Here is a 13382-nt window from a genome sequence, read left to right as displayed (position 1 = left end):
GCCGCCCTCCCGCGGCGCTCTTCCGTCTGCCCTGAATGGTGATGGGCGCTGATAGCCCTGTCAACACGGCATTTTTCGACTGCGAAAGAATCTTTCCCGACGTCATCCGCCCCGAAACGGAAACCGCCGGGCAATCGCCCGGCGGTTGATCGGATACTCGGATGTATGCGTCTGAAACGGGGTCAGATGCAGCGCCCGCCGTCCACCTCCATGCAGACGCCCGTCACCATCGAGGCCTCGTCCGAGGCAAGGTAGAGCGCCGCGTTGGCGATGTCCTGCGGGGTCGAGAACCGCCCGATCGGTATGGTCGAGAGGAACTTGGCCCGCACTTCCGGCGTGTCCTGCCCCATGAAGCTCTTCAGCAGGGGCGTTTCGCCTGCCACGGGGTTCACCGCGTTCACCCGGATGCCGAAGGGCGCCAGCTCTACCGCCATGGCGCGGGTCGCGGTGTTCATCCAGCCCTTGGTGGAATTGTACCACGTCAGGTTGGGCCGAGGGCTGACCCCGCCGGTCGAGGCGATGTTGACGATCGACCCCGTGCCGCGTGCCTTCATCTTGGGCACCAGCACCTTGGCCAGCAGGTAGACCGACCGGCAGTTCACGTTGAACACGCGGTCGAAGTCCTGCTCCGTCACCTCTTCCATCGGTTTCGGCAGATGAGTCGTGCCCGCGTTGTTCACGAGGATATCGACCGGGCCGCAGTTGCGCTCCGCCATGCCCACCATGATCGCCACGGCCTCCGCGTCCGAGACGTCCGCCTCGCAGTAGATGCCGCCGATCTCCTTGGCCACGGCCTCGGCCGCATCGCCGTTCAGGTCGGCGACCAGCACCTTGGCGCCCTCCTCGGCGAACCGCTTGGCGATGCCCGCCCCAAAACCCGAACCCGCGCCGGTGACGATGGCCGTCTTGCCCTCAAGTCTCATGATCACTCCTCCTCAGCCGTGATAGGCCGCAACGGTCTTGAGCGTGGTGAAGGCATAGAGCGCCTCGAACCCCTTCTCGCGGCCGTGGCCCGATTTGCCGGTGCCGCCGAAGGGCAGTTCCACGCCCCCCGCAGCGCCGTAGTTGTTGATGAAAACCTGCCCCGCGCGGATCGCCTTGGCCAGCCGCATCTGCCGCGCCCCGCTGTCCGTCCAGACCGAGGCGACGAGGCCATAGTCGGTGCCATTGGCAATCGCCACGGCCTCCTCCTCGCCCTCGAAGGGGATGACGACCTGCACGGGGCCGAAGATCTCCTCCTGCGCCAGCTTGTGCGCCCCGGTGGCGCCCGCAAAGAGCGTCGGCGCGACGTAGTAGCCGCCATCGGGCAGATCGCCCAGTGTCGCCTGACCGGCGACCTCCAGATCCGTGCCGTGGTCCATGAAGCCCGCAACGATGCCCTTCTGCCGGGCCGAGATCAGCGGCCCCACGTCGAGGTCATCCACCGCCCGGCCCACGCGCAGCGCGTCATAGCGTTCGGCCATCCGCGCCACGACCTCGTCATAGCGCGACCGTTCCACGAGGATGCGCGAGGAGGCAGAGCAGGTCTGCCCGCAGTTCTGGATGCCGGCGTTCACGAGGAAGGGCAGCGCCGCGTCGAGGTCCGCATCGGCAAAGACCACCTGCGGGGACTTGCCGCCCAGTTCCAGCGTCACCGGGATGACATTGTCGGCGGCGGCCTTCTGCACCGCGATGCCGGTGCCGACCGAGCCGGTGAAGGAGATGTGGTGGATGCCCGGATGGCCGGTCAGCGCCGCGCCTGCCTCGGCGCCCAGTCCCGGCACCACGTTCAGCGCCCCCGCCGGCAACCCGGCCTGCAAGGCCAGATCGGCGAAGGCCAGCGCCGTCAGGCAGGCATCCTCGGCCGGTTTCAGGACGCAGGCATTGCCGGTGGCCAGCGCCGCCCCGATGGAGCGCCCGATGATCTGCATCGGGTAGTTCCAAGGCACGATATGCCCGGTCACCCCGTGCGGTTCGCGCAGGGTGTAGACAGTGTAGCCGTCGAGGAAGGGGATCGTCTGGCCATGCAGCTTGTCCGCCGCCCCACCGTAGAATTCGAGGTAGCGCGCCAGCGCAACCGCATCGGCGCGGGCCTGCTTCAGGGGTTTGCCCACGTCCGCGGCCTCGATGGCGGCCAGCACGTCGGCCTTCTCCAGCACCATCTGGCCCAGCTTCATCAGCAGGCGACCGCGCTCGAAGGCGGGCGTCTGGCCCCATGCCCCGCGATAGGCGGCCTCGGCCGCTGCCACGGCGGCGTCGATGTCCTGCGCGGTGCCGCGGGCAATCGCGCCGATCTCCGCCCCGGTGGAGGGATCGTAAAGCGGCAGCGTGCCGCCACCGGCGGGGGCCGTCCACTCACCACCGATCAGGCATTTCGCGGTGTCGAACCAAAGCTCTTTCATGGGGTCTTCCTTGAAGTGATCAGGCCTCTTCCGGCAGCCGGGGGGCCGCGGCGATCAAGGCTTTCGTATAGGCGTGTTGCGGGGCGTCGAAGACCTGCGCCGTGGGGCCGCGTTCGACGAATTCACCGGATTTCATGACCAGCACCCGGTCGGTGATGGCCCGTACGACGCTGAGGTCGTGGGAGATGAAGAGATAGGTCAGGCCGAACCGCTTGGAGAGGTCCGCCAGCAGGTCGAGGATCTGCGCCCGCACCTGCACATCCAGAGCCGAAACCGCCTCGTCGAGAATGATCAGGTCGGGCTTGATGATCAGCGCCCGTGCGATGGCGATCCGCTGGCGCTGCCCGCCGGAAAATTCGTGGATGTACTTGTGCTGATCCTCGGGCGCCAGCCCGACGGAGGTCAGCGCCTCCGCAATCGCCGCATCGCGCGCCGCCCCGGTGGGGGGCGCGTCGAGCAGGTGGAAGGGTTCGGTCACGAGGCGCGCAACCTTGTGGCGCGGGTTGAAACTGCCATAGGGGTCCTGAAACACGACCTGCATCCGGCGGCGCACCGCGCGGTTGGCGGCATGCCCGGTAAAGACCGGCTGACCGTCGAACAGGATCTCGCCGCCCTGCACCTGCTCCAGACCCAGAATGGCCCGTGTCAGGGTCGATTTCCCGCAGCCGGACTCGCCCACGAGGCCCAGGCTCTCGCCCCGTTTCAGATCGAAGGAGACCCCCTTGACCGCCTGCACCTGCCCCGGCGCGCCAAAGAGCGTCTTGCGCGGCAGCGCATAGGCGCGGACCACGTTGCGCACGGTCAGCAGAGGCTGCTCCGTCGTGCCGTCCTCGCGGTCGGGCGCATGGGTCGAGGCGGCCAGCAGCGCCTTGGAATAGGGATGCTGCATCGTCTCGAACAGCGTCGCGGCGGGCCCGGTTTCCACCACGCGGCCCTTTTGCATGATGACGATATCATCGGCCATGTCCGCCATCACGGCGAGGTCATGGGTGATCATCAGCATCCCCATGCCATCCTCGCGCACCAGCCGCGTCAGCAGGGCAAGGATCTGCGCCTGCGTCGTCACGTCCAGCGCCGTCGTCGGCTCATCCGCGATCAGCAGCTTGGGCCGCAGGGCGATGGCCATGGCGATCACCACCCGCTGCCGCTGCCCGCCCGACAGCTCGTAGGGGTAGCGGCTGAGCGGGAAGCGGTCGGCGGGCAGTTCGACCCGGTTCAGGGCCTCGCGTGCCCGGGCCATCGCCTCGGACTTCGACACCTGCTCGTGGATCAGGATCGTCTCGGCGACCTGCTCGCCGATGGTGCGGATGGGGTTCAGCGCCGTCATCGGCTCCTGGAACACCATGCCCACCTCGTTGCCCCGCAGGCGGCAGAGCTGTGCCTCGCTCAGGCTCAGCATGTCGTGGCCGTTGAGCGTGACCTGTCCGCGCGCCTGCGCCCCTTCGGGCAGCAGTTGCAGCACGGTGAAGGCGGTCATCGACTTGCCCGAGCCGCTTTCCCCGATCACGCCAACGATCTGGCCGGGTGCTACGGATAGCGACACGTCGCGCAGGATCGGCGCGCCGTGAATGTCGAGGTCGAGGTTGGAGATCTCCAGCAGGCTCATCAGCGTCCCCGCCGCAGTTTAGGGTCGAATATATCGCGCAGACCGTCACCCATCAGGTTCAGGCCCAGTACTGTCAGCAGGATCGCGAGACCCGGGAAGAGCGCCATGTGCGGGGCGAAGGAAATCATCGTCTGGCTCTCGGCCAGCATCCGGCCCCATGACGGGATCGGCGGCTGTGCCCCAAGACCCACGTAGGACAGGCCCGCCTCTGCGAGGATGCCCAGCGAGAACTGGATCGTGCCCTGCACGATCAGCAGGTTCGCCACGTTGGGCAGGATATGCTCGAACGAGATCCGTGCCGATCCCTTGCCCGCGACCCGCGCCGCAAGGATGAAATCCCGCTGCCACAGGGCCAGCGCGCCCGAGCGCGTCAGGCGGGCGAAAACGGGGATATTGAAGATCCCGATGGCGATGATCGCATTGACGGCGGAGGGGCCGAAGATCGCGGTAATCATGATCGCGATCAGCAGCGAGGGGAAGGCGAAGACGAGGTCATTGCCGCGCATGATCACCTCGTCCAGCAGGGTGCCCTTGCGCGCCGCCGCCCAGAGGCCGAGCGGCACGCCGAAGAGCATCCCGATCCCCACCGCAACGATGGCCACGGCGATGGAGGTGCGCGCGCCGACCATGATCATCGACAGGATGTCCCGGCCAAAGTGATCGGTGCCCAAGGGATGCGCGGCCGAGGGCGGCTTGATCTTGTTGGCGATGTCCACGCCGTCCACGGCATAGGGCACCCAGACGAAGGAGATCAGCGCGGCGGCGGCAAAGACGAAGGTCAGCGCGCCGCCGATCAGCAGGTTGCGGTTGCGCAGCATCTGCGCGCCGAGGCTGCGTTCCGTGACGGCGGTGCTCATGCGCGGGCCCTCAGCCGGGGGTCGACGAGGGCATAGGCCAACTCGACCATGAAGTTCACGAGGACGACGGCGAAGACCAGCAGCATGACGACGCTTTCCACCACGATCAGGTCCCGGGCCGAGATCGCCTGGAAGATCATCCGCCCGAGGCCGGGCAGGAAGAAGACGTTCTCGATGATGATGCCGCCCGCCATCAGGAAGGAGAACTGCATCCCGATGATCGTCAGCACGGGGATCAGCGCATTGCGCAGCGCGTGGCGGCGCAGGGCCTGTCCCTTGGTGAGACCCTTGGCGCGGGCGGTGCGGATGAAATCCTCGCTCAGCGTGTCGAGCAGGGCCGAGCGCATGACCCGCGCGAGGATCGAGGCCTGCGGCAGCGCCAGTGCCACTGCCGGCAGGGTCAGCGCCTTGAGCGAGAGCCAGACCCCCTTGTCCCAGCCCGGGAAGCCCCCGGCGGAGAACCAGCGCAGGTTGATGGCGAAGACCAGCACCATCAGCATGGCGAACCAGAAGTTCGGGATCGCCACGCCCAGCTGGGTCACGCCCATGACGGTCACATCCGCCGCCTTGCCCCGCCGGGCCGCCGCCCAGATGCCCGCCGGGAAGGCGATCACCGTGGAGAGCGTCAGCGCGTAGAGCGCCAGCGGCAGCGAGACCCAGAGCCGCTCTCCGATCATCTCGGAGACGGACGAACGGTAGGTGTAGGAGGTGCCGAAATCGCCCCGCAGCATCCCGCCGACCCAGTCGGCATAGCGCTCCCAGAGCGTGCCGTTCAGGCCCAGCTCGTCGCGCAGGGCGGCCAGCGTGTCGGGCTGGGCGTTGAGGCCCAGCATATAGGCCGCCGGATCACCGGGCAGCACTTCGATGGCAAGAAAGATCACCACCGAGGCCACCGCGAGGCTGACGCCCAGCGAGAGGAGGCGGGAGAGGGTGTAGCGCAACATTCAGGTCGGACAGGTCTTCTTGAGAGGCGGGGACTTGAGAGGCGGGGCGCCTCCGGGGATCAGGGGGATCCGCCGCGGCAGGGGGCCCGCGCGGCGGATCGGTCAGAGGTCAGGCGCGGCCCGGATGGCCCGCAGCCGTGTCGTGGCCCCGGGGGGCCGCAGCCATCACTTGGCCCAATGCACGGACGTCAGGTCCACCGCCGGGGTGGGCATGTTTACCCAGAGCCCCTCGACCTCGGCCTTGGCGACGGTCAGCAGGGCCATCTGGAACAGGAAGCCCGCGACGTAATCCTCGGCCAGCGTGGTCTGCGCCTGCTTGAAAAGCTCGGACCGCGCAGCCTGATCAGCGGTGACGGACAGCTCCTCGATCACGGCCCGGAAGTCGGGGTTGTCGTACTGGGTGTAATACTCGGGGTTGGCGAGGCTGCCGATGTCCATCGGCTCGACGTGGCTGACGATGGTCAGGCCGTAGTCCTTGCCGCGGAAGGTGGTTTCCAGCCACTGCGCCCATTCGACGTTCTCGATCTGGGCCTCGATGCCGACCTGCCGCAGCTGCGCCGCGATGATCTCGCCCCCGCGCCGGGCATAGGACGGCGGCGGCAGGGTCATCTTGAGACGGAGCGGCAGGGCGACGCCTGCCTCTTCCAGCAGCGCCTTGGACTTCTCGGGATCGTAGTCGGAGAGGCCGGTCAGATCGACGTAATCGGGGTTGTGCGGCGGGAAGAAGCTGCCGATCGGGGTGCCATAGCCGAACATGGCGCCGTCGATGATTTCCTGCCGGTTGATGGCATGGGCCACGGCCTCGCGGACGCGGACGTCATCCAGCGGTGCCAGCTTGTTGTTCATGGCGAGGATCGTCTCGCCCTCGGTCGAGCCGGCGAGGACCTTGAACCGCGGGTCCATGTCGAACTGCGGCAGGTTCTCGGGCGCGGGGAAGGAATAGAAGACATCCACGTCCTCGGCCATGACGGCGGCAAAGGCGGCGGTCGGGTCCGAGATGAACTTGAAGGTCGCCTCGTCCAGCTCTGCCGGGGTGCCCCAATACTCAGGGTTCTTCACCAGTTCGATCCGGTCGCCCTGCACCCAGTCCGCGAACTTGAAGGCGCCGGTGCCGTTGGGCGTGGTCTGCAGCGTATCGGCGCTTTCCGGCGCCACGATCACCGCATCGCCCCAGGCCATGTTGAAGAGGAAGTTGCCGGTCGGCTTGGAGAGCGTCACCACCACGGTCAGCGGATCGGTGACCTCGACCGTGTCGATGGCGGCAAAGAGGCCCTTCTGCGCGTTGGTGCTGTCATCGGCACGGGCGCGGTCGAGGCTGAACTTCACGTCCTCCGCATCGAAGGCGGAACCGTCATGGAAGGTCACCCCCTCGGCGAGGTGGAAGGTATAGGTCAGCCCGTCCTCCGAGATGTCCCACGACCGCGCGAGGCCCGGCACGATGGAGCCATCGGAGGCAAAGCGGGTCAGCCCCTCGTAGACGTTGGAGTAGAGCACGCTGTCGATGGCGGCGGCGGCCGCGCTCGTCGGGTCGAGGTGCGGCGGTTCCAGCTGCATCGCGACGGTCAGGCTGCCATCGGCCTGCGCCGCGGTCACGGCACCGGCCAAGGCCAGCGCGCTCACCAGACCGGTGCGGAAAGGTTTGAACATCATCGGGTTACTCCCAGTTATCTCCATGCGACCCTTGTCGACGGGCCGTCACGCGTTGTCGCCGCGCGCGTGGGGAAGAGGGTCCTTTTCTCCCGCCCGCGCAGATTCCATCCTGTCGTCGATGCCGACATCTTTCCCCGGTTCGCGGCACAGATCCAGCACCCCTGAAGGGCCGTCCGCCCGAACCTCTCCCGCCAGTCTCCTGCACCGGTCGCCTGCGCGAGCCTGCGCGGCGCTGCTGCCCGGGGAAGCGGCATCCTCCTTCTGCCGCCTCCGGCTTCGTCATGGGCGCTTCGTTGCGCCCGGCCGCCCTCGGACGGTGTTTTCGGTCTGGCGCAGGATGCTGAGCGCAAGCTACGGTATCAATACCGTAGTTTCACGGTACAGATCACGCAAAGCAGAGCAGAGGCCAGATGACCCCTGAAGATTTCGCCGAGACCGCCTTCGACATGGCGCCGGTGGGCATCGTTCTGGCCCAGCACCGGATCATCCGGGCCTGCAACCTGACCTTCGCCACGATGATCGGCGTGGACCGGACGGCGCTTCTGGGGCGCAGCTTCCGGGTGCTCTACGAGGATGACGCCGAATTCGCCCGGCTGCGCGACGTGGGGCTTGCGGCGCTGCGCGGCGGGGGGTCCTACACCGATCAGCGGATCCTGCGCCGCACCGACGGCAGCCGCTTCTGGTGCCGTTTCCGCGCCCGGACACTGGCCCCCGGCGATCCGCTGTCGCGCATCGTGATGACCTATGCGCCCCTTGGCGATGCCCGCCCGGGGCCGGAGCTGACGCCGCGCGAACGCGACGTGATCTCGGGCCTCAGCCGGGGCAGCACATCGAAGCAGATCGCCCGCGACCTCGGCCTGTCACCCCGCACGGTGGAGGACGTGCGCGCGCGCCTGCTGCGCAAGTTCAAGGTGCGCAATGCCGCCGAATTGCTGGCCCGGCTGACGGGCCCCGGTTAACCCTTTTGCGCGCCGGGTCAGCCACCGGCGCTTGCAACTGTGGTCAGGGGAGGTGTTAACTGATAGCTATACACTCTGTATTCTTGTCAGTGCTCTTATTGGCCCGCCGCTCGCCGGTCCGGCGCCCCGGTTCCCCACCATGGCCAATGGCCCCTCTCCGCTCGAAAGTCCCGGGATGAAAGCGCAACCGCATCCGCAACAAGCCGCACGCCTGCGTGTGTTGCAGTCCTACGGGATCCTCGACACGCCGCCCGAAGGCGCCTTCGACGAGGTCGTCACCCTCGTGGCCGAGATCTGTGACTGCCCCGTCGTGCTGATCTCTCTCGTGGAAGAGCACCGCCAGTGGTTCAAGGCCCGCGTCGGCATGAACGCCAGCGAGACAGACATGGAACGCTCGATCTGCGCCCATGCCATCCTCGACGGTGATTTCCTTGAAATCCACGATACGCTGTCCGACCTGCGCACGGCGGACAACCCCCTGTGTATCAAGGAAGATTCCATGCGCTTCTACGCGGGCGCCGTGTTGAAGAGCGACGAGGGCCTGCCCATTGGCACGCTCTGCATCCTCGACCGCCAGCCCCGCGTCCTGACCGATCTGCAACGGCGCACCATGCGGGTGATGGCCGATCAGGTGATGGCGCAGCTCAACCTGCGGCGGGCGCTCAACACGGCGGACGTGCTGCGGCGCGAGGTCGATCACCGGGTCAAGAACTCGCTCCAGTCGGTGACGGCGATCATGCGGATGCAGTCGCGTCATTCCCTCGAAGAGGCCGTGCGTGAGGCGCTCGATACAGCCCGCATCCGGATCGAGACGGTGGCGGCGCTGCACGAACAGCTCTACCTCACGGAGGCCGGCGCGCGCATCGACGTGGCCCGCTTTGCCGAGAATGTCTGTATCCTGCTGGGCCGCTCCGCCCCCGAGACGGTGACGATTCGCGCCAGCTGCGATCCGCTATGGGCGGGATCCCGCAAGGCGGCCTCGATCGGGACAATTCTTAACGAGTTCGGCACCAACGCCATCAAGCACGCCTTCCCGGACGACCGCCCCGGCGTGGTCAGCTTCGAGCTGCGCTCCCTCGGTGACGGCATGGCGCAGCTGCTTTGTTCCGACAATGGGGTGGGGATGCCCGACGGGGCCGACGATGGCCACGGTCTGGGGCTGAAGGTGCTGCGCGCCTCGGCGCAGCAACTGGGCGGTGACCCGGTGCTCGAGACCGGCCCGACGGGCACCCGCGTCAGCGTGGTCTTCCCGGTCAGTGACGAGCCCATGCAAAAGGCCGCCCAGTAAGGCGGCCTTTCAAATCCTCTCGGCGCAAGCTCAGACCAGCGTATCGCAGGCGGTGCGGATCGCGCGGATGTTCTCGCCGTAGGGCGCAGGGTTGGCAACGCTGCCGCCCTTGAAGACGGCAGAGCCCGCCACCAGCACATCGGCCCCCGCGGCCCGCATCAGCGGGGCGGTCTGGGGCGTGATGCCGCCGTCAATCTCGATATGGATCGGACGGTCACCGATCATGGCGCGCAGGCGGCGCACCTTCTCGACCTGGCTTTCGATGAACTTCTGCCCGCCGAAGCCGGGGTTCACCGTCATCACGCAGATCAGGTCCACCATGTCGAGGAGGTAATCCACCGTCTCGGCGGGCGTGCCCGGGTTCAGCGCGACACCGGCCTTGCAGCCCGCGGCCCGGATCGCCTGCAGCGTGCGGTGGATGTGGGGGCCGGCCTCCACATGGGCGGTGATCACGTCGGCACCTGCATCGACGAAGGCGTCGATATAGGGATCGACCGGCGCGATCATCAGGTGCACGTCCATGACGGTCTTGATGTGCGGCCGGATCGCCTTCACCAGCGGCGGGCCGAAGGTGAGGTTGGGGACGAAGTGCCCGTCCATCACATCGACATGGATCCAGTCGGCGCCCTGCGCCTCGACGGCCTCGATCTCCTGACCGAAGTTGGCAAAGTCGGCGGACAGGATCGACGGGGCGATCTTGAGCGTGCGGGAAAAGGTCATCTGAACCCTCCGTGACCATATGAGGCTAGCGTTGCGCCTCATATAAGAGGCCCTCCGCCATATGCGAAGGGCCAATCTCGGACCTGTGCGTCGGATCAACCGTGCAGGCGGGCGATCTCGTCGACTTCCTCGGCCGATCCGAAGACCAGCGGGCGGCGCTCGTGCAGTTCACCGGCCTGAAGCGAGAGGATCGGCGCTGCGCCATCGGTGGCCTTGCCGCCGGCCTGTTCGATCAGGAAGGCCATGGGCGCGACCTCGTAGACCATCCGCAGGCGGCCCATGTCGTATTTCGGGCGCGCGTCGCCGGGGTAGAGGAACACGCCGCCGCGCGACAGGATGCGGTGGGTTTCCGCCACCAGCGAACCGACCCAGCGCATGTTGAAGTTCTTGCCGCGCGGGCCGGTCTCACCGGCTTCGCAGGTCTCGATGTAGGTCTTCACCGGCGCGAACCAGTGGCGGCGGTTGGAGGCGTTGATCGAGAATTCCTTGGCCGACGCCGGGATGGTCATCTTGTCGGAGACGAGGGTGAATTCGCCCGTCGCCGGGTCGAGGACGAACATCAGCGTGCCCGCGCCGAAGGTGATCATCAGGCCGGTCTGGGGGCCGTAGACGATGTAGCCCGCGGCAATCTGTTCCGACGCCGGGCGCAGGAAGCTCTCGTTCGCGCCCTCGGCGGCCTCGAAGATCGAGAAGATCGTGCCGATGGAGACGTTCACGTCGATGTTGGAGGAGCCGTCGAGCGGGTCGATGGCCAGGGCGTAGCGGCCGCCTTCGTCGAGCGTGAGCACCGTCTCCTGCTCTTCCGAGGCGTAGTACTTCACGCCGGCCGGTTTCAGGGCCGCCTCGAACATTTCGTCCGCCAGCACGTCCAGCGCCTTCTGCTGGTCCCCGTCCGAGTTCTCGCCAACGCCCGCGCCGAGGCTCTGGCCGAGCGGGCCGCGCGCGATGACGGCGGCAAGGTCGATACCGGTGGCGCAGAGCGCCTCGATCACCGGGGCGAGGTCGGACGGCAGGTGCTTGGGGTCGATGGCGGGCATGATACGCTCCGTGCTGAAATGGGTTACCGGCGTTATTCCATATCTGGGCGGGGTCCCCAATGGCTTTTCGACCTGCACCGCTGGCTTCGGCGGAGGGAGGGGGGCTGTCTGCCCCCCGGCGCGTGCCGCGCCGCCCCCCGAGGATATTTGTGAAACGAAAATGCGCAGGAAACGGGTCGATGGAGGCCGGGGGCAGGCGTAGGATCGGGGGTGAAAGCGCAAGGACTGCGAGGTGCGACATGGACGGATCGGTAGACGGTGTGGAAGGGCGCTATGCCTACGGCGTGATGCAGCGCGCCATTGCCGAGATCGACGCGGCGGAAGAGCCGCTGTCGCTGGAGGCGCTCGCGGGCCGCATGGGCATGTCGGCGGCGCATTTCCAGCGCCTCTTCTCGGCCTGGGTCGGGGTCTCGCCCAAGCGGTACCAGCAATACCTTGCCCTCGGGCAGGCCAAGGCCCTGCTGGAGGCACGGTTCACCACGCTGGAGGCGGCGCTGGCCACGGGGCTCTCGGGCACCGGGCGGTTGCATGACCTCTTCCTGCGGTGGGAGGCCATGGCGCCGGGCGACTATGCCCGCCGGGGCGCCGGGCTGACGATCCGCTGGGGGCTTTTCGACAGTCCGTTCGGCGAGGTGCTGGCCATGGGGACGGACCGCGGGCTTTGCGGGCTGGGCTTCGTCGAGGAGGGGGCCGGCGGTTTCGACGCGGCCATGGCCGACCTGACGGGGCGCTGGCCCGAGGCTGCCTATGTCGAGGCCCCCGCCGCGCTGGAGGGCTGGGTCGCCGCGGCCTTCGGGCAGAGTGGCGAGGCGCGGCTGCACCTGATCGGCGCGCCATTCCAGATCAAGGTCTGGGAGGCGCTGTTGCAGGTGCCCTCGGGACAGGTCACCACCTATTCCGAGATCGCCCGGGTCATCGGATCACCCCGGGCCGTGCGCGCCGTGGGCAGCGCCGTGGGGCGCAACCCGGTCTCCTTCCTGATCCCCTGTCACCGGGCGCTGCGCAAGAGCGGGGCCCTCGCGGGCTATCATTGGGGTCTGGAGCGGAAACGCGCGATGCTGGCATGGGAAGCGGCCAGACGGGAGGCCTGACAATGGGTTAGTCTGAAAAGCGCCGGAGGCGGCCGATCACATCGGCGGGAACTCGCCGACACTCACGGCCTCGTGCGTTAGCCTTTCAATGGCTCTGCTATAGCTGTGGCTGAGCAGTTTTCGCATGACTAACCAAAAAGAGGTCCCCATGCAGATCGTGACTAAACCCCTCCTCGCGCTCACCGGCGCATCCATGCTCTTCGTCGCAGGCTGCGCCGAGATGAACCAGGACGACGGTTACCGCAACACGCGCACCGGCGCAGGCACCGGTGCCCTGCTGGGGGCGGCCCTCGGGGCCATCGTGTCGGACGACAAGGCCAAGGGTGCCGCCATCGGCGCGGTGGCCGGCGGTGCAGCGGGCGCCATCTATGGCTCGGTCCTCGACAAGCAGGAAGCAGAGCTGCGCGGCCAGCTGGGCGATGACGTGATGATCACCAACACCGGCGACCGTCTCATCGTGACGATGCCGCAGGACATCCTCTTTGCCACCGACAGCGCGACCCTGCGCCCGGACCTGACGACCGACCTGCGCACCGTGGCGCGCAGCCTGAACAAGTACCCGGACACCACCGTGCAGGTGATCGGCCACACCGACAACACCGGCGAGGCGAGCTACAACCAGCAGCTCTCGGCCCGCCGTGCGAACTCGGTCGCGGACATCCTCGTGTCCTCGGGCGTGTCCTCGAGCCGCGTGGTCGCCTTCGGCCGTGGCGAGGACCAGCCGCGCGCGTCGAACCTGACGCCGGAAGGCCGGGCACAGAACCGCCGCGTGGACATCGTCATCCTGCCGAACAGCTGATCGGTATCGGATCAGGACAAAGGGCCGGCCTCTGCGCCGGCCCTTTTTTC

12 protein-coding genes are annotated in these 13382 nt (G+C 67.4%); 4 read left to right on the top strand and 8 right to left on the bottom strand.

Annotation, left to right across the window (positions count from 1 at the left end):
* Positions 1–182 precede the first annotated feature (182 nt).
* From LCM32_RS12670 to LCM32_RS12645, 6 genes are all read right to left on the bottom strand, one after another.
* Positions 183–923, bottom strand: a complete 741-nt coding sequence (locus LCM32_RS12670) for an SDR family oxidoreductase (protein WP_224821446.1) — start codon at positions 921–923, stop codon at positions 183–185.
* A 12-nt stretch (positions 924–935) separates the two neighbouring features.
* Positions 936–2381: an aldehyde dehydrogenase family protein gene (locus tag LCM32_RS12665; RefSeq protein WP_224821445.1), complete on the bottom strand. Its 1446-nt coding sequence runs from the start codon at positions 2379–2381 to the stop codon at positions 936–938.
* A gap of 19 nt (positions 2382–2400) precedes the next feature.
* A complete protein-coding gene (locus LCM32_RS12660; RefSeq protein WP_224821444.1) occupies positions 2401–3987 on the bottom strand; it encodes an ABC transporter ATP-binding protein in 1587 nt (528 codons plus the stop codon).
* On the bottom strand, positions 3987–4844 hold the full coding sequence (locus LCM32_RS12655; protein ID WP_224821443.1) for an ABC transporter permease: 858 nt from the start codon (positions 4842–4844) through the stop codon (positions 3987–3989). Before LCM32_RS12655 ends, LCM32_RS12660 begins: the two co-directional genes overlap by 1 nt.
* A complete protein-coding gene (locus LCM32_RS12650) occupies positions 4841–5788 on the bottom strand; it encodes an ABC transporter permease (protein ID WP_224821442.1) in 948 nt (315 codons plus the stop codon). The genes LCM32_RS12655 and LCM32_RS12650 overlap by 4 nt, the downstream gene beginning before the upstream one ends.
* Before the next feature lie 165 nt (positions 5789–5953).
* Positions 5954–7438, bottom strand: coding sequence for an ABC transporter substrate-binding protein (locus LCM32_RS12645; RefSeq protein ID WP_224821441.1), 1485 nt, complete (start codon positions 7436–7438; stop codon positions 5954–5956).
* A 410-nt stretch (positions 7439–7848) separates the two neighbouring features.
* On the opposite strand from LCM32_RS12645, the gene LCM32_RS12640 reads away from it, so the two are divergent.
* Entirely contained in the window at positions 7849–8397 is a 549-nt protein-coding gene (locus LCM32_RS12640; RefSeq protein ID WP_224821440.1) for a PAS and helix-turn-helix domain-containing protein, read from the top strand.
* Between the two features lie 175 nt (positions 8398–8572).
* Positions 8573–9685 carry a sensor histidine kinase gene (locus tag LCM32_RS12635; RefSeq protein ID WP_224821439.1) on the top strand — a complete coding sequence of 371 codons (1113 nt, stop codon included), beginning with the start codon at positions 8573–8575 and terminating at the stop codon, positions 9683–9685.
* A gap of 30 nt (positions 9686–9715) precedes the next feature.
* Here the strand turns inward: LCM32_RS12635 and rpe are convergent, their stop codons facing one another.
* Positions 9716–10405, bottom strand: coding sequence for a ribulose-phosphate 3-epimerase (gene rpe / locus LCM32_RS12630; protein ID WP_224821438.1), 690 nt, complete (start codon positions 10403–10405; stop codon positions 9716–9718).
* A gap of 95 nt (positions 10406–10500) precedes the next feature.
* Positions 10501–11442 carry a class 1 fructose-bisphosphatase gene (locus tag LCM32_RS12625; RefSeq protein WP_224821437.1) on the bottom strand — a complete coding sequence of 314 codons (942 nt, stop codon included), beginning with the start codon at positions 11440–11442 and terminating at the stop codon, positions 10501–10503.
* Positions 11443–11681: 239 nt separating this feature from the next.
* On the opposite strand from LCM32_RS12625, the gene LCM32_RS12620 reads away from it, so the two are divergent.
* Both LCM32_RS12620 and LCM32_RS12615 read left to right on the top strand, forming a co-directional pair.
* On the top strand, positions 11682–12533 hold the full coding sequence (locus tag LCM32_RS12620; RefSeq protein ID WP_224821436.1) for a methylated-DNA--[protein]-cysteine S-methyltransferase: 852 nt from the start codon (positions 11682–11684) through the stop codon (positions 12531–12533).
* Positions 12534–12681: 148 nt separating this feature from the next.
* Positions 12682–13332 (top strand): OmpA family protein, encoded by a 651-nt coding sequence (locus LCM32_RS12615; RefSeq protein WP_224821435.1) that lies wholly within the window; start codon positions 12682–12684, stop codon positions 13330–13332.
* Positions 13333–13382: the final 50 nt, after the last annotated feature.

The organism is Pseudooceanicola nanhaiensis, assembly GCF_020171315.1.
GTDB lineage: Bacteria > Pseudomonadota > Alphaproteobacteria > Rhodobacterales > Rhodobacteraceae > Pseudooceanicola > Pseudooceanicola nanhaiensis_A.
Note: the sequence above shows the minus strand (reverse complement) of the source record. Positions and strands in the feature narration are given on the sequence as shown.